Raw genomic sequence first — 21,711 nt, 5'->3', positions numbered from 1 at the left:
CCCGCGAGGATGAGGGCAAACCGATCAGTAGGGAGGCGGCACGGTGGCTGCAGTCAATAGCTTCGGCTCGAAGGACACACTGTCGGTTGGGGGTGTCGACTACGCGATCCACCGGATCGACTCGGTTCCCGGGCACGAGAAGTTGCCCTACAGCCTGAAGGTGCTGCTCGAGAACCTCCTCCGCACCGAGGACGGCAAGAACGTCACCGAGGGGCAGATCCGGGCGCTCGGCTCCTGGAAGCCCGACGCGGAGCCCGACACCGAGATCCAGTTCTCGCCGGCGCGCGTCGTCATGCAGGACTTCACGGGTGTGCCGTGCATCGTCGACCTCGCCACGATGCGCGAGGCCATGGCGGACATCGGCGGCGACCCGAACAAGATCAACCCGCTGTCCCCGGCCGAGATGGTCATCGACCACTCCGTCATCGCCGACCTGTTCGGCAGCACGGACGCCCTCCAGCGCAACACCGACCTCGAGTACGAGCGGAACGGTGAGCGCTACCAGTTCCTCCGCTGGGGTCAGACCGCGTTCGAGGACTTCAAGGTCGTCCCGCCGGGCACCGGCATCGTCCACCAGGTCAACATCGAGTACCTGGCGAAGGTCACCTACACGCGTGACTTCGACGGCGAGACCTACGCGTACCCGGACACCCTGGTCGGCACGGACTCGCACACCACGATGGTGAACGGGCTCGGCGTGCTCGGCTGGGGCGTCGGCGGCATCGAGGCCGAGGCCGCGATGCTCGGTCAGCCCGTCTCGATGCTCATCCCGAAGGTCGTCGGCTTCAAGCTCTCCGGGGAGATCCCGGCCGGCGTGACCGCGACCGACGTGGTGCTCACCATCACCCAGGAGCTCCGCAAGCACGGCGTCGTCGGCAAGTTCGTCGAGTTCTACGGCGAGGGCGTCAGCGCCGTCCCGCTCGCGAACCGCGCCACGATCGGCAACATGTCGCCGGAGTTCGGCTCCACGGCAGCGATCTTCCCGGTCGACGACGTCACGCTCGACTACCTCCGCCTGACCGGACGCGACGAGGCGCAGATCGCCCTGGTGGAGGCGTACTCCAAGGCGCAGGGCCTGTGGCACGACGCCTCGGTCGAGCCGAACTACTCCGAGTACATGGAACTCGACCTGTCCACGGTCGTGCCGTCGATCTCCGGCCCGAAGCGTCCGCAGGACCGCATCGAGCTGACGAACGCCAAGAGCCAGTTCGAGGTCGACCTCGCCAACTACGCGAGCATCGACCACAGCGAAGAGGACAAGGCCGTCGCGGACACGTTCCCGGCGTCCGACCCGGTGGCCGCTGCCCCCGGTGACGAGCACGCGGTGGACGACCTGCAGGACGCCCCCGGCTCCGAGGTCCCCGTGCACGCCTCGAGCGCCCCCGGCACCGTCTCGAAGCCGACCTCGGTCGCCATCGCCGACGGTGACCCCTTCACGATCGACCACGGCGCCGTCGCGATCGCCGCGATCACGTCCTGCACCAACACGTCGAACCCGTCGGTCATGATGGCCGCCGGCATCCTCGCCCGGAACGCCGCGCAGAAGGGCCTCACCGCGAAGCCCTGGGTGAAGACCACCCTCGCGCCCGGGTCGAAGGTCGTCACGGACTACTACGAGAAGGCCGGTCTTACCACCTACCTCGAGCAGCTCGGCTTCTACACGGTCGGCTACGGCTGCACCACCTGCATCGGCAACTCGGGCCCGCTGCCCGAGGAGATCTCGCAGGCCGTGCAGGACAACGACCTCGCCGTCACCGCGGTGCTCTCCGGCAACCGCAACTTCGAGGGGCGCATCAACCCCGACGTCAAGATGAACTACCTGGCGTCGCCGCCGCTGGTCATCGCCTACGCCCTGGCCGGGTCGATGCACTTCGACTTCGACAAGGACGCACTGGGCACGGACCAGGACGGCAACGACGTCTACCTGACCGACATCTGGCCCGACGCGGCCGAGGTGCAGCAGGTCATCGACACCTCCATCGACACCGAGATGTTCACCCACGAGTACGGCTCCGTGTTCGAGGGTGACGACCGCTGGAAGAACCTGCCGACCCCGACCGGTGACACCTTCGAGTGGGACCAGGAGTCGACCTACGTCCGGAAGCCCCCGTACTTCGAGGGCATGACGATGCAGCCCGACGCGGTGTCGGACATCTCCGGTGCCCGCGTGCTCGCGAAGCTCGGCGACTCGGTCACGACCGACCACATCTCGCCGGCCGGTTCGATCAAGGCCGACAGCCCCGCCGGTCAGTACCTCGCCGAGCACGGCGTCGACCGCAAGGACTTCAACTCCTACGGCTCGCGTCGCGGCAACCACGAGGTCATGATCCGCGGCACGTTCGCGAACATCCGCCTGCGCAACCAGCTGCTCGACGGCGTCGAAGGCGGGTACACTCGCGACTTCACGACGCCGGACGGCGAGCAGTCGTTCATCTACGACGCCTCGCAGCACTACCAGGAGCAGGGCATCCCGCTCGTCATCTTCGGTGGCAAGGAGTACGGATCCGGTTCGTCGCGTGACTGGGCGGCCAAGGGCACGAACCTGCTCGGCGTCCGTGCGGTCATCACCGAGAGCTTCGAGCGGATCCACCGCTCGAACCTCATCGGCATGGGTGTCGTCCCGCTGCAGTTCCCGGTGGGCGAGACGGTCGAGTCCCTCGGCCTCGACGGCACCGAGGTCGTCTCGATCTCCGGGCTGACCGAGCTGAACGAGGGCCGCACCCCGAAGACCGTGCACGTCACCGCGACGCCGAGCGAGCACTCGCCCGCCGGCAAGCAGCCGATCGAGTTCGACGCGGTCGTCCGAATCGACACCCCGGGCGAAGCCGACTACTACCGCAACGGCGGCATCCTGCAGTACGTGCTCCGTTCGCTCGTCTGAGCGAGGTGCGCACGGGTCGCTGACGCGACTACGGATCGGACCGGAGGCCCGTGGCGAACCCGCCACGGGCCTCCCGTCGGTTGTCGGGTCCCGAGAATAGAGTGGGCCGACAGCCCCACGAAAGGAGCGCCCGTGAGCCTGCTCAGCAGCATCACGTCGCCGCGCGACCTGAAGCGTCTCTCCGACGCGCAGATGACCGACCTCGCCGCCGAGATCCGACGTTTCCTGGTCGCCGAGGTCGCGAAGACCGGGGGGCACCTCGGGCCGAACCTGGGCGTCGTGGAGCTGACGCTCGCGATGCACCGCGTGTTCGACTCGCCGAAGGACCCGTTCGTCTTCGACACGGGACACCAGTCGTACGTGCACAAGCTCGTCACCGGGCGCCAGGACTTCTCGAAGCTGCGCGAACGCGGCGGCATCGCCGGCTACCCACAGCGGAGCGAATCCGAGCACGACATCGTCGAGTCCTCGCACGCGTCGTCGTCGCTGTCCTGGGCGGACGGCATCTCCCGCGCGTTCGGGCAGACCGGGCAGACCGACCGCACCGTCGTCGCGGTCGTCGGTGACGGTGCGCTCACCGGCGGGATGACGTGGGAGGCGCTCAACAACATCTCCGACGACAACGACCGGCGCCTGGTCATCGTCGTGAACGACAACGGCCGCTCGTACGCGCCGACCATCGGTGGCATGGCGCGGTTCCTGAGTTCCGTGCGGACACGCCGCGAGTACCGGGCCCTGTACGAGGGCACGCAGGCCGTGGCGGCGCGGTTCGGTGCTCCGGGTCGTGCGGTGTACCGGGGCATGCGCGGGGGCCTGCACGGCTTCCTGTCGCGGCTGACCAACAACGAGGCGCTGTACTCGAACCTCGACATCAAGTACATCGGCCCGGTGAACGGGCACGACCAGCAGGCGATGGAAGCGGCGCTCCGGCAGGCCAAGGAGTACGGCGCTCCCGTGATCGTGCACGTCATCACGGAGAAGGGCCACGGCTTCGAGCCGGCCCTGCGCGACCAGGCTGACCAGTTCCACGCCGTCGGGCACATCGACCCGGAGACGGGGGAGTCGCTCGACGCCGCGTCCGGCCCGTCGTGGACCTCGGTGTTCGCGTCTTCCCTGGCCGATGCCGGCGCCTCGGACCCTCGGATCGTCGCCATCACGGCGGCGATGCTCCGGCCGACCGGGCTCCACCTGTTCCAGGAGCAGCACCCCGACCGCGTGTACGACGTCGGCATCGCCGAGCAGCACGCCGTGACGACCGCCGCGGGCCTGGCGTACGGCGGGCTCCACCCGGTCGTGGCGCTCTACGCGACGTTCCTGAACCGTGCGTTCGACCAGGTGCTGATGGACGTCGCCCTGCACCGGGCCGGCGTGACGTTCGTGCTCGACCGTGCCGGGATCACCGGCCCGGACGGCCCCTCGCACCACGGCATGTGGGACCTCGCGCTGCTGCAGGTCGTGCCGGGGATCCGGATCGCGGCTCCCCGCGATGCTGTGACGCTGCGCGAGGAGTTCCGCGAGGCGATCGCCGTCGACGACGCCCCGACCGTGCTGCGGTGGTCGAAGGGGCAGGTCGGACCGGACATCCCCGCGGTCCGTCGTCTCTCCGACGGTGTGGACGTGCTGCACGCCGCCACGGACGACGTCGAGGACGTGCTCTTCGTCGCCGTCGGGTCGATGGTGCCGGTGGCACTCGAGGCCGCGGCGCTGCTCGAGGCGCAGGGCATCGGCGTCACCGTCGTGGACCCGCGCTGGGTGGTGCCGATCCCGGTGTCGCTCATCGAGCTGTCGCGGACGCACCGGCTCGTGATCACCATCGAGGACGGTGTGCGGGTCGGCGGCGTCGGGACCCGGCTGCGGCAGGACCTGCGCGCCGCCGGGGTCGACACCGGGGTGAACGAGCTCGGGCTGCCCGACGCGTTCATCGACCACGCGACCCGGTCGCAGATCCTCGCCGATGCCGGGTTGACGGCGCAGGCCATCGCCCGCGACGTCATCGACCAGGTCGTCGGGACGAAGCTGCCGCAGGCGAAGCCCGCCCGCTCCCGCGAGTCCGCCGCCTCGGACCGCTAGTCACGCCGCGCTCGGCCGCTTCGGTCGGGTCCGTTCAGCAAAACACCGGTGTTCGCGCTCCACGCCGCGGTTTGCGGGTGTTCGGTGCGCGAACACCGGTGTTTTGCGTGATGGGACCTAGCGGGAAGCAGGGCCGACGATGCGCGGGGCGTGGAACGTCGCGCCGAAGACACGCTCGGAAGCGCCACTGCGGTCGAGGTACGGGCTGATCCCGCCGGCCTGGAACGGGTAGCCTGCGCCGAGGATGAGCCCGAGGTCGATCTCCTCGACGTGCTCGACCACCTTGTCCTCGAGCATGCGGTGCAGCTCGTCGGCCAGGGCGTCCTCGAACCGGCGCTGCATCTCGGCGGCGTCGACCGGCTTCGCGTCCTTCTTGGACGGCGCGACGAGCTTCACGGCCGCGGGGTCGTACCCGGTCGCGTTGCCCTTCTTGTCGCGGGTCAGGATCGTCCCGTGCTCGGCGATCTTCTTCAGGCCGTCGCCGGGGTAGAAGCGCTCCGGCCAGGCCGCGTGGTGCGAGTCGAGCACGTGCGCGCCGACCGGCAGGCCGACGAGCTCCAGCAGCTCGAACGGCGACATCGGCAGTCCGAGGGGCGCGGCACCCTGTGCGACGGTGTCGAACGAGGTCCCTTCCTCGACGCCGCGCATCGCCTCGCCGAGCACCCGTGCGAGCACGCGGTTCACGACGAAGCCCGGCTGGTCCGCGGTGATGATCGCGGTCTTCTTCAGGGTCTTCGCGACGGCGAGTGCGGTGACGAGGGCCTCGTCCGAGGTCTTCGCCGCGCGCACCACCTCGAGCAACGGCATCACCGCGACCGGGTTGAAGAAGTGGAAGCCGACGAGTCGCTCCGGGTTGGTGAGGACCGACGCCATCTCGTCGACGGAGAGCGACGACGTGTTCGTGGCGAGGATGGCGTCCGGGGCGATGACCTGCTCGATCTTCCGGAAGACCTCCTGCTTGACGGTCATCTCCTCGAAGACGGCCTCGATCACCCAGTCCGCGTCGGCGAAGGCGTCGTAGGACACCGACCCACTGACGAGCGCGGTGATGCGGTTCGCGTCGTCGGGGGAGATGCGGCCCTTGTCGAGCAGCTTCGCGACCTCGCCGCGGATCCGTTCGACGCCGGCGTCGACGCGGGACTGGTCGACGTCGGTGATGACGACGGGGACCCCGAGGCGCCGGGCGAAGAGCAGCGCGAACTGCGACGCCATCAGCCCGGCGCCGAGGACGCCGACCTTCGTGATCTTCTTCGCGTTGACGCCCTCGGGAGCGCCGACGGGCTTCTTCGCACGCTTCTGCACGAGGTCGAACGCGTACATCGACGCGGCGAACTGGTCACCCGAGATGAGGTCGGCGAGGGCCTCGTCCTCGTCGGCGAAGCGTTCGTCGAGCGAACCCGACTTGGCGGCGGCGACGAGGTCGAGCGCGCGGAACGGCGACTTCGGCACGGTGCCGATCTTCGACGCGACCTGTCCGCGGGCGACCTTGACGACGGTGCCCCATGCGGCCTTCTCGAGCATGCCCGGCTCGTTCTTCCGCACCACCTTGGTCGCACCGGTGATGACGCCGTCGGCCCAGGCGACCGCGGAGGGCAGGAACGTCACCGACGGGACGAGGACGTCACCGATGCCGATCTCGACCGCGGCCGGGCCGTCCATCAGGCGGTTGTTCTTGAGCGGGTTCTCGACGATGACGCGGAGCGCGCGCTCCGGCCCGATCAGGCGGGGGAGCAGCGTCGCGCCGCCCCAGCCGGGGATGATGCCGAGGAACACCTCGGGGAGCCCGATGCCCTGCGCCGCGGACGAGAACGCCCGGTAGGTGCAGTGCAGGGCGATCTCGAGCCCACCGCCGAGCGCCAGGGTGTTCACGAACGCGAACGACGGCACCCCGAGGTCGGCGAACTTGCGGAGCGTGGCGTGCCCGAGGGCGGCCAGGTCGTGGGCGGCCTCGCGCGACGGGACCGCGGCGGCCTGGGACAGGTCGGCTCCGGCGGCGAAGCAGTACTCCTTGCCGGTGATCGCCACGCCCTGGATCGTGCCGGCTGCGGCCTCGGTCTTCAGGGTGTCGAGCACGCCGGCCAGCTCCCGGAGCGTGCGGGGCCCGAGAGTGTTCGGCCGCTTGTAGTCCTTGCCGTTGTCGAGCGTGATGAGCGCCAGCGTGCCACCGGAGGGCATCGTGACGTGCTTGACGAACGAGTGCGTGACGACCTCGTCCTCGCTGAGTTCGGCCAGTCGGTCGTTGTCGACGATGGTCATGGTCACGCCCCCTTCCGAGCCGAACGCTCGGCCGACTTGCTGTGGTGCGGGTTCTCCCAGATGACGGTGCCGCCCTGGCCGAGCCCGATGCACATCGTGGTGATGCCGTACTTGACGTCCGGTCGCTCGGCGAACTGCGCGGCGAGCTGGTTCATCAGGCGGACGCCGCTCGACGCCAGCGGGTGGCCGACGGCGATCGCGCCGCCCCACGCGTTCACGTTCGGGGAGTCCTGGGCGATGCCGTAGTTGTCGAGGAACGCGAGCACCTGGACGGCGAACGCCTCGTTGATCTCGAACAGGCCGATGTCGTCGATCGACAGGCCTGCCTTCGACAGGGCCTTGTCGGTGGCGGGGACGGGGCCGACGCCCATGACCTCGGGCTCGACGCCGGCGAAGGCGAACGAGACCATGCGCATCTTCGTCGACAGGCCGTGCTGCTTCGCGCCGTCCTCGGACGCGAGCAGGCTCATGGTCGCGCCGTCGTTCAGACCGGCGGCGTTGCCGGCGGTGATCCGTCCGTGGGGCCGGAACGGCGTCTTCAACGCGGCCAGCGCCTCCAGGGTGGTCCCCGGCCGCGGCGGCTCGTCGGCGCTGACGACGTCCCAGCCGTCGCCCTTGTTGACCTCGACCGGGATCAGGTCGGGCTGGAGCTTGCCGTTCGCCCAGGCGGCGGCGTAGCGCTGCTGGGACTGGACGGCGTAGGCGTCCGTGCGGTCCTTCGTGATCGCGGGGAAGCGGTCGTGCAGGCGCTCGGCGGTGGCGCCCATGACGAGGGCGTCGCTCGAGACCATGCGCTCCGCGACGAAGCGCGGGTTCGGGTCGGCGTTGAAGCCCATCGGGTGACGCCCCATGTGCTCGACACCACCGGCGATCGCGACGTCGGCGGCGCCGAAGGCGATGGCACCCGCGAGCGTCGTGACGCTCGTCATGGCACCGGCGCACATGCGGTCGATCGCGTAGCCGGGCACCGACTTCGGCAGACCCGCGAGCATGCCGACCGTGCGGCCGAGCGTCAGCCCCTGGTCACCCTGCTGCGTGGTCGCCGCGACGGCGACGTCGTCCACGGCTGCGGTGTCGAAGGTGTTCCGGTCGAGCAGTCCGCGCATCGCGTGCACCGCGAGGTCGTCGGACCGGGTCTTCCAGAACACCCCCTTCTCGCCGGCTCGTCCGAACGGTGTGCGAACGCCGTCCACGAACACGACGTCTGATGCCTTTGGCAATCCGGGCCTCCCAGATCCTCATCGATCGGGCCGGAACGCAGGTCGCTCCGGCCTGGCCGGGCCTCGCCCGGCGACCCTCCCGACGCTATGCCCCCAGCCTGGGCGGCCGCATGCCGGTTGGGCAGTTCCTACGACTCGTCGTCGTCCGTCGCCGCGGGCCGCTGTGCAGCAGCGACAAAGGCCGACGCGATGATCGACGCGAGTTCCTCGACCTGCCACGGGCGGGCGTCGTGCTCGGCCAGGGCGGCGCCGACCAGCTCGGTCGACGGCGGCGACGGCGGGGCCCACGACACGAGCCGGAGCGTCTCCGGCGTGAGCAGGTTCTCGAGCGGGATGTCGAGCTCCTCGGCACGCTTCGTCACCGCGGCCCGCGCGGCCTTGTACCGGCGGTCGGCGGCCGGGTTGCGGTCCGCCCAGGCACGGGGCGGGGGCAGGGTGGCCTCGCCGGCACCGCGGAGACGGGGGAGGTCCTCGGTGGTGCGGCCTTCGTCGACGGCGGCCCACCAGCGGTCGAGCTCGGAACGGCTGGCGCGGCCCGTGAAGGTCTTCAGCGCACCGAGTTCGGCGCGGGACTCGGGTGCGGCGGCCGCGGCGGCGACGATCGCCGAGTCGGGGATCGTACGCCCGGGGGCGATGTCCGCCTGTCGGGCGTACTCGTCACGGGCGAGCCAGAGCGACCGGGCGATCGCCAGCGCCCGGGCACCACGGAGCGCGTGCATGCCGGACAGTCGACGCCAGGGCTCCGCACGGGCCGGCTTCGGCGCGCGGTGCAGGACCGCGTCGAACTCCTGCTGGGCGATGCGGGTCTTGCCGGCCTCGTCGAGCTTCTCGGCGAGGGCGTCGCGGAGGTCGGGCAGCAGCTCGACGTCGAGCGACGCGTAGACGAGCCACGACTGCGGCAGGGGACGGGTCGACCAGTCGGCGGCCGAGTGCGCCTTCGCCAGCGTGATACCGAGCAGCTGCTCGACGACGGCGCCGAGGCCGACGCGGGGGAACCCGGCGATGCGGGCGCCGAGCTCGGTGTCGAAGATGCGGGTCGGGACGAGCCCGACCTCCTGCAGGCACGGCAGGTCCTGCGAGGCGGCGTGGAACAGCCACTCCTCGTCGACGATGGCCGCCTGCAGCTCGGAGAAGTCGCCGATCGGGATCGGGTCGAACAGGAACGCACCGGCACCGCGGCGGAACACCTGGATCAGGTAGGCGCGTTGCGAGTACCGGTAGCCGCTGGCGCGTTCGGCGTCGACCGCGACGGGGCCGTGGCCGGCGGCGATCGCGGCGACCGCCGCGAGGTAGTCCTCGCGGGTGTCGATGACCTTGACGGCGTCGTGCGACGCCTCGAAGGCCGGGCTGGCGGCGGCAGCAGTCGGGCCGGCAGCGGCAGCAGTCGAGCCGGCACCTGTGGCTGCGGGCGCAGCCGGGCCGGTCGATCCAGCGGCGTCCTGGGGAGCGGGGTCGGTCACTTGGCGAGCCTCCTCGGGGCCAGCAGGGTCACGCCGTCCGATGCGGGCGGCAGACCGGCGAGCATGGCGACGATGTCCTGCCAGGCCCGGACGTGTGCGGTGAGGTCGTCGCCGCGTGGTGTCCACGATGCGCGGAGCTCGAGCTGGGCGCCGTCGCCCTGTGCAGCGAGGTCGCCGTAGCCGCGCGAGATGATCTTGGTGGCCGTGCCCGAGGCGTGGTCGTACGTCGCACCGTACGACTCGAGCGCGTCGACGAGCCAGCTCCAGGTCACGTCGGCGACGAACTCGTCGACACCGATCTCCGGCTCGAGCGGCGCCTGCGCGAACGAGACGACCCGGAACGCGCCGCCCCAGCCCTCGGGTTCTTCCGGGTCGTACAGGGCGATGAACCGGCCGGTGCCCAGGTCCGACTCGACGCCGTGCGCGGTGCCGGACACGTCCGCCGCAAGGGCGATCGAGAACGGTGCGATCCGGGTCGGCGAGGGGATCTCGGTGACGGTGGTCTCGGCACGGCCGCTGCCGCCGGACACGAACGCGCGGAGCCGCGCGAAGGCGTCGGGCTCTCGGGTTTCGGACACACATGCAGACTAGGCTCCGGGCCATGTCCCGATCCGCGCGACCCGCCGAGGACGTCGTCCAGGAGACCGCACGATCGGCCGGGTTCATCGCACTCGGCGCCGGTCTGGCAGCAGCCGCGGTGGGGACGGCCGTCATCGGTGGCTTCGTCGCCGCCGTCGCCCGCGCCGTCGTCACCCCCGACCGCAAGCGCAACGAACGCGTCCCGATCCACGCCGTCGACCCGGTCCGGAAGACCGTCACGATCGAGCGCACCGCCGACACCGAGTTGCAGGGCCGCTACTCGCTCTGGTTCGGGGGTGGCACCGGCCACATGCGCGTCGGCGAAGTGCTCGGCACCACCGACACCACCGTCACGCGCCGCATCATCGCGATCGACGCCGGCGACCCGACCGCCGCTCGTCGCGGACGCTGGGGTGGCTGGTTCTACCTGACGCCCGGAGAACTCGACGTGCCCGTCGAGGACGTCGACATCCCCACCCCGAACGGCCCGGCGCCCGCGTGGGTCGTCCGCGCCGACGACCCAGACGCCCCGTGGGCCGTCCTGGTGCACGGCCGAGGCGTCACCCGAGCCGAGACCATCCGCGCCGTCCCTGTCTTCCGCGCCGCCGGGTACTCGGTCGTCCTCGCCTCGTGGCGCAACGACGGCGTCGCCCCGCCGAGCGTCGACGGTCGCTACGGCCTCGGCAGCACCGAGTGGGAGGACGTCGACTCCGTCCTCCGCTGGCTCACCGCGCACCAGGCCCAGAGCGTCGTGCTGATGGGCTGGTCGATGGGCGGTGCCGTCGTGCTGCAGACCCTGCTCCGTTCACGTTTCGCCGGCTTGGTCGACGGGGTGGTGCTCGAGTCCCCGGTGGTCGACTGGCACGCGGTGCTGAAGTCGCAGAGCCAGCTCCTGCGCCTGCCCCGTCCGGTCCGCAAGGTCGCACAGCGCCTGCTCCGCACGCCGGTGCTCTACCGGTTGGCCGGGCTGCAGCGGCCCGTCGACCTGCGCGAGCTCGACATGGTCACCCGCGCCGACGAGCTCACGGTGCCGATCCTGCTGCTGCACAGCGACGACGACGGGTTCGTGCCGTCCTCGGCCTCGCACGACCTGGCCCGCGCGCGGCCCGACCTGGTCCGGCTCGAGATCCAGACCACGGCCCGGCACACCAAGCTCTGGAACCACGATGCCGACTGGTTCGACGCCCGGATCCTCGCGTGGCTGACCGAGGTGGTCCAGCGGCGCGGCGCGACCAGCGCGCGGTAGACGCGACCGAACGGCGGACGGGAGGCGCGGTGTCAGCTGGCACCGCGCCTCCTGTCTGTCGATGCGTCCGTTCGGTCGCTTGGTGAGCAGAAATGGTCGGGTCGCCGTCCGACACCCGACCGTTCCTGCTCACGAAGCGGGTGGTCCGGCGATCGTTCCGTTCGAGGAACTCGTCGTCGATGAGCTGCCAGATGCTGTCGGCGATGTCCGTCGCCTCGGCGTGGCTGAGGTTGAGTGCCGGGCGGCCTGATCTCCTGCGGAACGACACGGTCTTCATGTGCTCGCTCTCACGGATCGCTTCCTGCTGCCTCGTCGGGCGGTTCGCGAGTCTGCCGGAGCTTGGCGTCCAGATCGATCACTTCGTCGAGGAGCGCGGGCGAGCGCTCATCTCGTGGGCGTGCGCGTCTGCCTCGGTCTTGTAGATCTCGCCCCATGCGATGCTCGGAGGCATGGCATGGACAGGCAGATCGACGTCAGGGAGACATATCTGCACGAAGTGCGGGAAGGCGGGGAAGGTCCAGAGGTCTTCGTCTTCGAAGCGACTCCAGAGCAACAGCTCCCCGACGCCCAGCGGGTGGCCGAGCTCCTGACCGTTCAGCGGCGGATCGCAGCTGACCATCAGCGCATGGTGACCGTTCGGGAGCTCGATCGGTCGTTCCACTTCGCACCGGAAGACGGACGAGAACCGCTTGCTGTCCATGGACGAGAGAAAAAAGACTTCTTGCATGTCAGAACTCCGGATTGATGCCGCTGACGCGATCGAGCTGGATCGCGCCCTTCTCGATGCCGTTCGGGAGGGGTCGCTCAACGTACCTTCGAGCAGGAACTGCCCCGAGTTCACGCTGTAGTCGGGCTCGGTCTTCCCTGACGGTAGTCCTGCGACGTCGCGGTAGTTGGCAACAGAACCAGGGGGGCGACCACGAGGCACCGGTCGCCTGAGCATCTCCGCCGTAGACACGACGCCCGGATCCTCGCGTGGCTCACCGAGGTGGTCCAGCGGCGCGGCGCGGCCAGCGCGCGGTAGACGTGACCGAAAAGCGGACGGGAGGCGCGGTGCCAGCTGGCACCGCGCCTCCCGTCTGTCGGTGGTGCCGTCTGCGACACTCGACCCATGTGGCCGTTCCGCAAGCGCCCCGAGTCCGAGCCCTCGTTGCCGACGAACCCCGTGCTGCAGCAGATCGTGCTGCGGGGCGGCGACCTGTCGGAGCCGCGTGACTGGGTGCACTTCGTGTACTTCCCGGACGAAGCGTCCGCCAGGGCAGCCTCCGAGCGGATCGCGGCCGCCGGGTGGAACGTCGCAGTCAAGCCGTCGGGTGCGGAGTGGTACGTCGCCGCCGATCAGCAGAACGTGCTCGTCGACGACGCCCGACTCGGCGAGGCGGTGCGGTTCTTCGAAGGGATCACCGCGGAGACCTCCGGCGCGCAGTGGGACGGCTACGAGGCGAGCATCTAGATCGTCGTTTGCTGGCCTCGCCCGAACTCCTCGAGACGGGTCGCCGGTCGGCCGGGCTGCGCTGGGCCGTGCGCCCGGTCGAAGGCATCGCTCATCGTCGTGAGCGGCGGTCGGACCGTCACCGTCCATTCGCCGCTGTCGAATGCGTCGATGCGGACGACCAGGTTCGTCTCGTCGGTCAGGTCCGAGCCGGGGAGGTACCCGAGGAACTCGCCGTCGATGAGCTGCCATATGCTGTCAGCGATCTCCGTCGCCTCGGCGTGGCTGAGGATGAGCCCTGGTTCCTCTGCCGCGTTGACGCGGCGTTCGAGCGGGAGCGCCTCGACCAACTGGTCAGGGGACGTGACGGCGTACAGCGTCGTGAGGACCCAGACGAGCTCGGGTGAATCGAGCTCTGAGAAGAACTGGACCAGATCGGGCAGCACGATGTGATCAGCGGGGATCGTGTACGTGACCATCTCGAGGTCGTTCGGCAACGTCGTGGTCATCCGGTCTCCTCTGTTGTCTCGACCTGTGGCGAGAAGCCGCCCACGCTCATGGCAGCGAGGACGTCGGTCCTGCCCGGCGTGAACGCGATGATCGCGACTGCGGTGTCAGCCTGCACGGTGGAGAGCCCCGGCTGCTCGTCGCCGAGCGGTGCGAGCACACGGGCGAACTCGTCGAGCCCGCGAACGTCGGAGCCACTGTCGGCGGCCATCGTGTACTTCGTCAGGAAGGTCCGTGCCGTCGAAAGGGCGCCCTGTTCGAAGATGCGGACCCGGACCTCGGCCGGACACTGCGATGCCACCTCGAGCGCCAGTTCCGCCCCCGGGGCGTCTGATGCGCGCAGGCGCCTGCACAGCTCCTGGACGGTGATGTGGACGAGTCCGACGGAGCGGTCGATCGCCGTGGCAGCCACGAGCGTCCGGTCCGTCGCGCGCAACACGACCGTCACGAGTTCGTCGCCGTGCTCGACCTGACAGATCAGGACGAGCTCGTCCCCGAGGGCTTCGAGTGGGTCGATGAACGGCACGAGGTTCGGCGACTGCTTCGAGTAGGTCCGCCGGATGACGGCTGCGAACGAGCGTGCGGACACGTCGGAGACGAGCACCTCCGCGTCCGATCCCACTGCGGCGAGGACATCGACGACACGGTCTGGCAGCTCCACCGTCGTCTCGTTGGTGACCGCTCGGAGGTGCGTGACCGAGACGTCCGAGGGCGCGCCCGTCACCGTCGGACTCCCGCGGACGACGGGCTGTATTGGTACTGCATGTCACCGTCGGGCAGGGCGTCGATGTCCACCCGTGCGCGGCCCGGTTCGCTGTAGTGCCAGGACGGACCTCGGCGGTTCGACCAGCCCTCGAGCAACTCACCCGAGGCGAACCGGATGGCGATCCGCGCGCCCGTGACTGCACCGTCCAAGACGACCTTGTTGTGCAGGGCAAGGAGGTAGAGCAGGGACGGTTTGTCGCCGGGATCGAGGAACGCGTGCTCCCCGTCAGAGCCGGTCAGCGCGAAGTCGGTCTCGAACCGGAGCGACGCACCGCTCGAGAAGCGGATCGTCACGTCTGGTCCGATGCTGATGAGGTCGACGGTGTCGCCGGCGATGTCCAGCGCGAAGGGCTGGCGCGGAACGCCGCTCATCCTCGATCTCCTTCCGGGCCCGTGCTCGTGCTTCCGGTCGGTGGCTCGGTGCGGGCCGGGCGACCCTTCGGCCCGGAGACCTGCCAGGACTCGAACTCGGCATCGGGACCGGCGACGAGGGTTGCTCCGTCAGCGAAGACCAGCGTGAGCGTGTCGCCCTCGACGGATCGCCGAACGAGTTCTGTGCCGAACAACCGCAGGATGGGGAGCAGCGAATCCTTGCGCTCCGGATCGACGACCCCGCTGCCCCGGGATCCATCCGTGACGGTGAAGGCAGATTCGAGCTGCACGCTTGCGCCGTCGGTGAAGCGCAGCTCGAGCCGGAAGTCGACGCCGATGAAGTCGAGCGTGTCTGCAGGGATGACCGCCGGGATCGCCTCTTCGGAATTCCTCATGCCCTCGCCCCCCTGCGCGTCATTCCCCTGGTAATGACGGAGCCCTCCTTGCACGGACTCCGACCGGCATCTGGGGACCGGCACGTAGTCGGTGACAAGGGTGTTGGGATCCTCAGGCCGAACAATTCTGCGCCAGGAGATTGTGAAGCAATCGATCATTCCTCGAATGCAACCTGGTTGGTCCGGGGGATTTCGCGCGGCATTGCGTCGCTGAACCAGGGGAGTTCGAGACTGTCAATCTTTCCATTTTTCGCCCATATGAGGACCTCCCCGCCGATTTCCGCCTGCCCATCCAGGTAATAGGATCTGCTGGGGAGGGGCCCGTCCGGCAGCTTGGCGATAGGGTGGTCGTCAAGGTCTATTTGCCAGATTCTCGGAGCAATTGTTCGAAATCCCCGAATCGTTTGTGCTTGATGCTGCAATGCCATTGATTCGGGTGTTTTGAGATGACTCAGGCAGATGCGCACGAGATCGTGCAGCCGTGATTCATCTTCTGTCCACGTCAACATATTGTCCTCATTCTGTAGCTGCCTCTTTGGGGATGTACACAGTGCCGACGCGAGAGATCCCGCCAGCAGTGCTTCCCTGCGCGGACCGATAGGGCCAAGAAAGTAAAGTTCGTCCTCGTTTGCCGTCCCGCTCTCCTCAGGCTCCAGGCTCCAGGCTCGCGACCGTCAGTTGCTTACGAGGGCATTTCGGTCGAAGGTCCTGTAGCGCGGGTGGTCATCGCCGGTACTTGCGTTCCCGACCCAAACACTCGAGAAAATGTGTCCCCTATTTTGACCTGATCTGTGTCGATGATGATCGTCCACAACGAGCCGTCACTCATGTCGAGGCGGATGACTGCTTTGTCGATTTTTCCGACATCGAATGGGTGGAATCCGACGAACTCGCCCTCGATGAACTGATGTGTGGCTTCGGCGAGTCGCGCGAACGAGGCACTGTCGAGTACCGGATTTGGCAAGTGGGGCGCGCTAGACACTTGCTCCAGTTCCGCGACGTCCAGTCCGGGATCTTTCGACACGTTGACGAATATGTCCTCAGCCGTCCATGAAAGCTCGGGCAGATGGAGGGAGGCCACAACGTCGGCGAGGTCGAACCATTCGGTATCGCTCTGCTCGGATTCATGAGAAAAAAGTCGCAGCATTGGATCCGATTCAACTAGAAGAGGGGTAGGGCGGTCTTGCTGCGCGTGCGGCTTCCGCCCGTCGCATTGGGCTCGTACGGGTGGAAATGTGGGTTTGGATGGATTGCTGGTCGGTTGTGGTCAGTGAAATCAATGTCTCGAACGATCTCACCATCCCCGTCAAATTCTCGCGCCTGAGGATAGCTAGTCCCGCTCTTGCTCTCGCGCCAACCAAGTTCCGTGTGCGGGTACTCCGACTCCGGCAACCGAACTCCCTTCTGTGAGCTTGGTAGCGGTCGATGAGGGAACCAACTCCCGTCAGGAGTCTTCGGAACGGGGAGTTCGTCCCCGAGCTTGTTCACGGCTGTCGGCAGGTGGACCTTCGACATCGTGCCGCCGGTGGCCGCCGACGTCGCGGCACCTTCGGCCGCGTTCCGGAGCAGACCACCGGGGGTCACGGGCTGGCCACTCACCGCGTAGTTGGCGACGTTCTCGACCGCGCCCTCTGCGGCGTTGCCGAGCAGGTGCTTCCCGATCAGGGCACCGGCACCTCCGCCGACCGCACCGAAGGCCCCGCTGACGGCGACCTGGCCCCAGTTCACCTCGCCGGTCGTGGCCTTCTGGATGATGGTGTCGGCACCGGCGCTGATGAGCATCATGCCGACCGGACCGCCGACGCCGGTGGCGACGAGCACACCGCCCGCGACGACCATGGCACCGCCGGCGACGTACTCCCAGTTGTCCGCGAACCAGTCACCGGTGGCTGCAGCGGCCCGGGCGAGCGGACCCTGTTCGGCTGCCGCGTAGGCCTCCAGGTCCGCGTCGGTGACGGGCGCGAGACCGAGCGGATCGATGGCGTGCAGTGGGTCGTTGCCGGCGAACGAGTACGGGTTGCCGGCCCAGGCTGCTCCGGCGGGCGCGCTGATCGGGTCGACGGACAGGAAGCCGCGCGTCGACGAGTCGTAGGCGCGAGCACCCATCCACTCCAGGCCGGCGACCTGCAGCGAACCGTCGGCGCCGAGGGCGACCCCGCCCGGCAGGCCGGAGCCGCCGAGGTCGACGAGCGTCTGCCACGGGTCGGCATCGTCGGCTGCTCTGGTCGTGCGTCGACCGCTGGTGGCCCACCCGTCGTCCACGCCGGTGAGACCACCGGGAGCACGGACGACTGGTGTGTCGCCGACAGCGAGGAGCGTCGGCGCGAACGCGGCGGTGTCCCAGTCGATCTGGACGCCGTCGACATCGGCGAGTTCACCGAGGGCGTCGACGTGCAGGTCGGTCGTGGTGCTGCCTGCCGCGGTGGTCTCCGCCACCCGGGTGAGGTGACTCTGCGGGGTCCAGCCGTACGTGGTCGTCACGCCGTCGGCTCGGAGCGCCTGCACCCGACGACCAGCGCCGTCGTAGGCGTACTCCACCTCGGGCGACCCGTCCACGGCGTCGACGCCGATCAGCTGACCGGCGGCGTCGTGCCGGAACCGTCGGCCCCCGGAGTCCGTCCGTTCCTCGACCAGACGACCGGCGGCGTCGTAGACCCAGTCCGTGCGACGGGCGTCCTGGGCGGACGTCACCAGCTGCGCGGCATCGTCGTGCTCGTAGGTGGTGCTCCCGCCGGGTCCGTCGACCCGGGTGATGCGCCCGTCGGCGTCGCGTTCGATCGTGCTGGCGTGCGTGCCGTCCGCGTCGATGCGCGCGTGCCGGACCACGTGTCCGTTCACGTACTCCCAGGTCTGCAGCTGATCGCCGGCGCGGGCCTGCAGGAGCCGCCCCGCCGCGTCGTGCTCGTACCGGACCTCGCCGAAGGCCGAGTGGTCGACGCGGACGACCCGCCCGGTGGCGTCGTGCTCGTACCGGGTCGTGGACCCGTCAGGGGACTGCACCGAGGTGCGGAGTCCGTCGGCATCGTGGGTCCACAGGGTCTCGCGCGCGCCGGTGGCACGGCGGACGAGCTGGCCCACTCGGCTGAACTCGAGGACGTGGGTGGCGGGGGAGTCCGGACGGGTCTCGTCGGTGATCGTCACCGTGCGAGCACGCGCATCGCGGTCGATGCGGCCGATCAACCGGTCACCGGCGTACTGCGCGGATTCACGTCCGGCCGCGTCGTACTCCCACCGCAGGACGCTGCCGTCCGGGTCCGTCTGGGTGCGCTGGCGCCCGGCCGCGTCGTAGGTCGCAGTCGTCGTGCGACCGAGCTGATCGGTGGACGAGGCCACCTTGTCGAGCTGCGTGTACGTGCGGACGGTCACCCCACCCAGCGGATCGACGGTGCGGACGAGGCGCCCACGCTGGTCGTACTCGTACCGGGTGGTGCCGCCGAGCCCGTTCACCGCAGCGACGAGTTGTCCGGCGGCGTCGTAGCGGAAGGTCCGCTGGCCGAAACGGGTGTCGCGCGCCGACACGACCCGACCCACGCGGTCGTACCGGTACCGCGCGGTGCCGACTCCGGGGACGTCTGCATGGACGACTCGGCCCTGGCGGTCGTACTCGGTCCGGGCGACCTCGCCGGTCGGCAGGGTGCGCGCGACGACCCGTGAATCGGCGTCGTAGGTCAGCGTGGTGCGTGCGCCGGCGGGGTCGATCGCGCTGACCGGGCGGCCGCACGCGTCGTACTCGTACCGGGTGGTGCGGCCTGCCGGGGTGGTCACACCGACGACCCGGCCGGCGAGGTCACGCTCGATCCGGGTGAGCCCGCCGTCCGCATCGACGAGTTCGACCGGTCGGCCGCAGGCGTCGTACGTCGTCAGCTCAGCAGAGGAATCCGCGTGCTCGAGCCGGGTCGGGCGTCCGAACTCGTCGGTCGTCACGGACACGGCATCGAAGGCGTCGCGGACCGTGGAGACGCCGTCCGCGCGCGAGCGACGCACCTCGGTGCGGACACCGGTCGGGTCGACCGTGGCACCGAGGGCTCCGACCGCGTCGTACTCCCGCTTCCAGGTGCCGCCGGCCGGGTCGACCACGGCTTCGAGCCGCGAGAGCGCGTCGTGCACGAACGCCCACTCGGCACCGTCGGGCAGGGTCATCCTCGACACGTTGCCGAAGGCGTCGAAGTCCTTCGTCACGACGCGACCGAGGGGATCCGTGGTGGACACGATCTCGCCGTGCTGGCCGTAGGTGACCTCGGTGCGGGCACCGGTCGGATCGATCGTCGCCGTGACCCGACCGCCGTCGCCGTGCTCGAACCGCCACAGCCCGCCGTCCGGGTCCTCACGCGCGGTGAGCAGTCCGGCGGCGTCGTAGCGGTACCGGGTCCGGCTGCCGAGCGGTGTGACCGCCTCGATGATCCTGCCGCCGGGGTCGCGGACCAACTGCGCGGTGTCGCCGACGGCGTTCTCGACCCCGATGAGCTCACCGGACGCATCGTGGTGGAAGGAGACGACGACGCCCATCGGATCGGTCGTCCCCACGAGCAGACCGTCCCGCCACTCGAGCAGCGTGCGACCGCCGACAGGGTCGATGACGACGGAGGGGTTCCGGTCGTCGCCCGCGTACTCGTACTCGACGACCCCGCCGTTCGCGGTGACCACCGTGGTCATGCGGTCCTGTTCGTCGTACCCGAAGGTCAGGTCGGCGCCCTCCGGCGTCACGGTCCGGACGCGCCGTCCCCGCTCGTCGTACCCGTGGACGGTCACCTGACCATCGCGCTCGGTCACCGAGACGAGGTTGCCGTGCGGGTCGTACGACATCGACTGGCGCTGCCCGTCGGTGTCGATGATCCCGACGACCCGACCCTTCCGGTCGGCGATCCACGTGTTCGTGTGGTCCCCGTCGACGTCGGAGACCGAGGTGACGCGGCCCGGCAGGTACGCGAACCGCACGCACCGCCCGAACGGCGTGCGCTGCTCGACGACGCGGCCGCGGTCGTCGTAGGTGTTCTCGCACTCGACCACACCCGTCGCAGCGGTCACGCGGTCGATCAGCCCGCCGTCGTTCCAGCGGTACCGACGACTGCCGACGGCGTCCGTCGCACGGACGAGTCGACGAGCATCGTCGTAGTGGTACTCCACGCGGCGTCCGTCCGAGGCGGTCGTCGACGCCACGCGGTCGCCCGCGTACTCGACGTCGATGAACCGTCCGAACACGTGCGACAGGCGCGTGATGCGGTCCTGCTCGTCACGCCGCACGGTCACGGTGGTGCCGGCTCCGCGACCGCAGCTCGACCACAGTCCGGACCGCGTGAACGCCCAGCGACCGCCTGCGTTGTCGTGGACGACGAGGGCGTCATCCTCAGCCCGGAGCCACAAGTCTTCGCCGACCGCGCGGTCCCAGCCGTCGCCCTGCCGCGGGAAGTCGACCTGCCGGCCGTCGTCGAGCACGACCGACGCGGCGTCGTCGGTGATCTCCAGCCGGGTGTCGAGGATCGAGGACCACCCGAGCCCGAACACCCCGACACGGCCGTCGAGCGAGTTGTACATCCGGGTGAGCCGGAGCGACGACGCCTGCCCGGCGAACGACAGGTCGGTCTCGGGCTCCAGGAAGTTGCCCGTGGCGGTGTTGACGGGATCGTCGGCGAACCCGTTCGTCGGGGGCGTCCCCATCGCCGAGAACGGCCCGATGGTGAAGTCGTCACGGCCGGCGTCGATCCCCGCCGCGGACAGGGCCGCCGCGATCGCAGCGTCCGACAGTGTCGCGGGCCCGGCACCACCACCGGCGGCCTCGAACTGCGTGGCGACGGTGCCCGCCCAGTCCGCGTCCTGCCCGTTCGCGGCGAGCCAGTCGTTCACGGCGGTGAGCAGCGACTGGGCGTTCAGCGTGCCCCAGCAGGGGTTGCACTCGGCCTCGTAGTCGCTCAGGGCGTTGCGGAACGTGGAGACGGCACCCGACAGGTCGGCGTCGAAGGTGCGAGTGTTCGCCTCGAAGGAGCGGAGGTCTTCGGGGACGGCCGACGACGTCCCACCGCTGGTCCCTCCACCCGCGGGGATCTCCCGCCCCTTGACGTTGACCTCCTCCGCCTGCAGTCGCGGCTCCGGCTCGGGCTCCGGCGGCTTCGGGTCGTCGCCCCCGCCGAACCACGTCGAGACCTCGTGCCCGGCAGCGACGAGGAGGTTCTCCTCGCGTTCACGCTTGCGGGCGTCCCACGCCTTCGCCTGCTTCCGGCGGTCGTCCTCGTCCTTCGCGGCGTCGCGGAGCTCCTGCACGAACCCGGACAGGCTCTGCAACGACTCGACGAGCTTGGTCGCGCTGCGCGCTCCGATGTCGGCGTTGTCGGCGAAGACCTCGGAGAAGTACCCCCGGAACTCCGCACTCGCGGTCGTCACCGACGACGACCGCGACCCGGACTGGCCGCCGATCGCCGACGCGAGCGCCGTCGAAGCCGATTTGAGTGCGTCCGCCGCGCTGTACGAGTAGCCGGTCGGATCGTTCCCGTGGATCTTCGCCATCGTCAATTCCCCCCCCATGGTGCTGACCGG

The 21,711-nt window shown here is 69.5% G+C and carries 16 protein-coding genes; 4 read left to right on the top strand and 12 right to left on the bottom strand.

Features of this window, described 5'->3' with window-relative positions:
- Positions 1–43 precede the first annotated feature (43 nt).
- Complete coding sequence (locus tag KK087_RS05995; protein ID WP_214530485.1) at positions 44–2,881, top strand: aconitate hydratase; 2,838 nt, start codon at positions 44–46, stop codon at positions 2,879–2,881.
- 132 nt (positions 2,882–3,013) lie between these two features.
- Positions 3,014–4,951 (top strand): 1-deoxy-D-xylulose-5-phosphate synthase, encoded by a 1,938-nt coding sequence (dxs, locus tag KK087_RS05990; RefSeq protein WP_214564531.1) that lies wholly within the window; start codon positions 3,014–3,016, stop codon positions 4,949–4,951.
- Positions 4,952–5,068: 117 nt separating this feature from the next.
- On the opposite strand, the gene KK087_RS05985 is transcribed toward dxs, so the two are convergent.
- The 4 genes from KK087_RS05985 to KK087_RS05970 form a co-directional block, all read right to left on the bottom strand.
- On the bottom strand, positions 5,069–7,207 hold the full coding sequence (locus tag KK087_RS05985; RefSeq protein WP_214564545.1) for a 3-hydroxyacyl-CoA dehydrogenase NAD-binding domain-containing protein: 2,139 nt from the start codon (positions 7,205–7,207) through the stop codon (positions 5,069–5,071).
- 2 nt (positions 7,208–7,209) lie between these two features.
- Complete coding sequence (locus KK087_RS05980; RefSeq protein ID WP_214564530.1) at positions 7,210–8,427, bottom strand: thiolase family protein; 1,218 nt, start codon at positions 8,425–8,427, stop codon at positions 7,210–7,212.
- 128 nt (positions 8,428–8,555) lie between these two features.
- Entirely contained in the window at positions 8,556–9,887 is a 1,332-nt protein-coding gene (locus KK087_RS05975) for an HRDC domain-containing protein (protein ID WP_439647688.1), read from the bottom strand.
- Complete coding sequence (locus KK087_RS05970) at positions 9,884–10,465, bottom strand: DUF3000 domain-containing protein (protein WP_214564529.1); 582 nt, start codon at positions 10,463–10,465, stop codon at positions 9,884–9,886. Before KK087_RS05970 ends, KK087_RS05975 begins: the two co-directional genes overlap by 4 nt.
- 23 nt (positions 10,466–10,488) lie before the next feature.
- Here KK087_RS05970 and KK087_RS05965 point away from each other — a divergent pair, with 23 nt between their 5' ends.
- Entirely contained in the window at positions 10,489–11,712 is a 1,224-nt protein-coding gene (locus KK087_RS05965; protein ID WP_214564528.1) for an alpha/beta fold hydrolase, read from the top strand.
- A gap of 355 nt (positions 11,713–12,067) precedes the next feature.
- Here the strand turns inward: KK087_RS05965 and KK087_RS05960 are convergent, their stop codons facing one another.
- Positions 12,068–12,412: a hypothetical protein gene (locus KK087_RS05960; protein WP_214564527.1), complete on the bottom strand. Its 345-nt coding sequence runs from the start codon at positions 12,410–12,412 to the stop codon at positions 12,068–12,070.
- 411 nt (positions 12,413–12,823) lie between these two features.
- Between KK087_RS05960 and KK087_RS05955 the strand changes: the two genes are divergently transcribed.
- Complete coding sequence (locus KK087_RS05955; RefSeq protein WP_214564526.1) at positions 12,824–13,165, top strand: ribonuclease E inhibitor RraB; 342 nt, start codon at positions 12,824–12,826, stop codon at positions 13,163–13,165.
- On the opposite strand, the gene KK087_RS05950 is transcribed toward KK087_RS05955, so the two are convergent.
- The 7 genes from KK087_RS05950 to KK087_RS05920 all read right to left on the bottom strand — a co-directional run bounded on the left by KK087_RS05950 (position 13,162) and on the right by KK087_RS05920 (position 21,681).
- Positions 13,162–13,653: a hypothetical protein gene (locus KK087_RS05950; protein ID WP_194630606.1), complete on the bottom strand. Its 492-nt coding sequence runs from the start codon at positions 13,651–13,653 to the stop codon at positions 13,162–13,164. The genes KK087_RS05955 and KK087_RS05950 overlap by 4 nt on opposite strands.
- Entirely contained in the window at positions 13,650–14,312 is a 663-nt protein-coding gene (locus KK087_RS05945; RefSeq protein WP_214564525.1) for a hypothetical protein, read from the bottom strand. Before KK087_RS05945 ends, KK087_RS05950 begins: the two co-directional genes overlap by 4 nt.
- A 59-nt stretch (positions 14,313–14,371) precedes the next feature.
- Complete coding sequence (locus KK087_RS05940) at positions 14,372–14,788, bottom strand: DUF6188 family protein (RefSeq protein WP_214564524.1); 417 nt, start codon at positions 14,786–14,788, stop codon at positions 14,372–14,374.
- Positions 14,785–15,342: a DUF6188 family protein gene (locus KK087_RS05935; protein WP_214564523.1), complete on the bottom strand. Its 558-nt coding sequence runs from the start codon at positions 15,340–15,342 to the stop codon at positions 14,785–14,787. The genes KK087_RS05940 and KK087_RS05935 overlap by 4 nt, the downstream gene beginning before the upstream one ends.
- A complete protein-coding gene (locus KK087_RS05930) occupies positions 15,339–15,689 on the bottom strand; it encodes a hypothetical protein (RefSeq protein WP_214564522.1) in 351 nt (116 codons plus the stop codon). Before KK087_RS05930 ends, KK087_RS05935 begins: the two co-directional genes overlap by 4 nt.
- 176 nt (positions 15,690–15,865) lie before the next feature.
- On the bottom strand, positions 15,866–16,330 hold the full coding sequence (locus KK087_RS05925) for a hypothetical protein (RefSeq protein ID WP_214564521.1): 465 nt from the start codon (positions 16,328–16,330) through the stop codon (positions 15,866–15,868).
- Positions 16,331–16,344: 14 nt separating this feature from the next.
- Positions 16,345–21,681, bottom strand: coding sequence for a DUF6531 domain-containing protein (locus KK087_RS05920; protein ID WP_214564520.1), 5,337 nt, complete (start codon positions 21,679–21,681; stop codon positions 16,345–16,347).
- Positions 21,682–21,711 lie beyond the last annotated feature (30 nt).

Source organism: Curtobacterium aurantiacum, assembly GCF_018598555.1.
GTDB lineage: Bacteria > Actinomycetota > Actinomycetes > Actinomycetales > Microbacteriaceae > Curtobacterium > Curtobacterium aurantiacum.
The sequence above is the reverse complement of the archived record's forward strand: the minus strand, read 5'-3'. Positions and strand labels throughout refer to the sequence as shown.

Excerpts from the sequence above, each read along its gene's own strand:
- KK087_RS05985 (WP_214564545.1), bottom strand. The coding sequence starts at position 7,207 with ATGACCATCGTCGACAACGACCGACTGGCCGAACTCAGCGAGGACGAG.
- KK087_RS05960 (WP_214564527.1), bottom strand. The coding sequence starts at position 12,412 with ATGGACAGCAAGCGGTTCTCGTCCGTCTTCCGGTGCGAAGTGGAACGA.
- KK087_RS05920 (WP_214564520.1), bottom strand. The coding sequence starts at position 21,681 with ATGGCGAAGATCCACGGGAACGATCCGACCGGCTACTCGTACAGCGCG.
- KK087_RS05925 (WP_214564521.1), bottom strand. The coding sequence starts at position 16,330 with ATGCTGCGACTTTTTTCTCATGAATCCGAGCAGAGCGATACCGAATGG.
- KK087_RS05950 (WP_194630606.1), bottom strand. The coding sequence starts at position 13,653 with ATGACCACGACGTTGCCGAACGACCTCGAGATGGTCACGTACACGATC.
- KK087_RS05955 (WP_214564526.1), top strand. The coding sequence starts at position 12,824 with ATGTGGCCGTTCCGCAAGCGCCCCGAGTCCGAGCCCTCGTTGCCGACG.
- KK087_RS05935 (WP_214564523.1), bottom strand. The coding sequence starts at position 15,342 with ATGATCGATTGCTTCACAATCTCCTGGCGCAGAATTGTTCGGCCTGAG.
- KK087_RS05965 (WP_214564528.1), top strand. The coding sequence starts at position 10,489 with ATGTCCCGATCCGCGCGACCCGCCGAGGACGTCGTCCAGGAGACCGCA.
- KK087_RS05940 (WP_214564524.1), bottom strand. The coding sequence starts at position 14,788 with ATGAGCGGCGTTCCGCGCCAGCCCTTCGCGCTGGACATCGCCGGCGAC.